Below are 916 nucleotides of genomic sequence, written 5' to 3' on the forward strand. Positions count from 1 at the left end.
TTGACCTGCCCCCAGAGTTAGATACAACCTTCAGTTAGTAATGTCGGTTGGTTTTTCTTCATATTTCCCGTTTCGCCAGCCCGCTGCAAATTCAGCCGGCGTCAGGTAATTCAGTGATGAATGTGGTCGACACTCGTTATAATCCAGTCGCCAGTCATTAATGATCTTCCTGGCGTGAACAATATCGCTGAACCAGTGCTCATTCAGGCATTCATCACGAAAGCGTCCGTTAAAACTCTCAATAAATCCGTTCTGCGTTGGCTTGCCGGGCTGGATAAGTCGCAGCTCCACACCATGCTCAAAAGCCCACTGATCGAGTGCGCGGCAGGTAAACTCCGGGCCCTGATCGGTTCTTATCATAGCCGGATAGCCGCGAAACAGCGCAATGCTGTCCAGAATACGCGTGACCTGCACGCCTGAAATCCCGAAGGCAACAGTGACCGTCAGGCATTCCTTTGTGAAATCATCCACGCAGGTCAGGCACTTGATCCTGCGACCTGTGGCCAGTGCGTCCATGACGAAATCCATTGACCAGGTCAGATTGGGCGCCATCGGGCGGAGCAGCGGCAGACGTTCTGTTGCCAGCCCTTTACGACGTCGTCTGCGTTTTACACTCAGGCCATTAAGTTGATAGATGCGGTAAACCCGCTTGTGGTTAACGCAAAGACCTTCACGTCGCAGAAGCTGCCAGATACGCCGGTAACCAAAACGGCGGCGTTCAAGTGCCAGCTCTGTGATGCGTAGAGACAGCTGCGCGTCAGCAGCCGGACGCTGAGCCGAATATCGGCAGGTTGACAGGGACAGACCTGCCAGCCTGCAGGCACGACGTTGCGACAGACCCTTAGCCTCGCACATGACTTCCACGGCTTCCCGCTTCTGGTCTGTCGTCAGTACTTTCGCCCAAGAGCCACCTGAA

At 54.4% G+C, this 916-nt stretch carries 1 pseudogene; it reads right to left on the bottom strand.

From position 1 onward, the window contains the following. Positions 1–30: 30 nt before the first annotated feature. A pseudogene (locus ABLU87_RS04770) lies at positions 31–916 on the bottom strand (IS3-like element ISKpn34 family transposase); the annotation flags it as partial.

This window comes from Klebsiella sp. CB_Kp196 (assembly GCF_040061575.1).
Classification (GTDB): Bacteria; Pseudomonadota; Gammaproteobacteria; order Enterobacterales; family Enterobacteriaceae; genus Klebsiella; species Klebsiella michiganensis.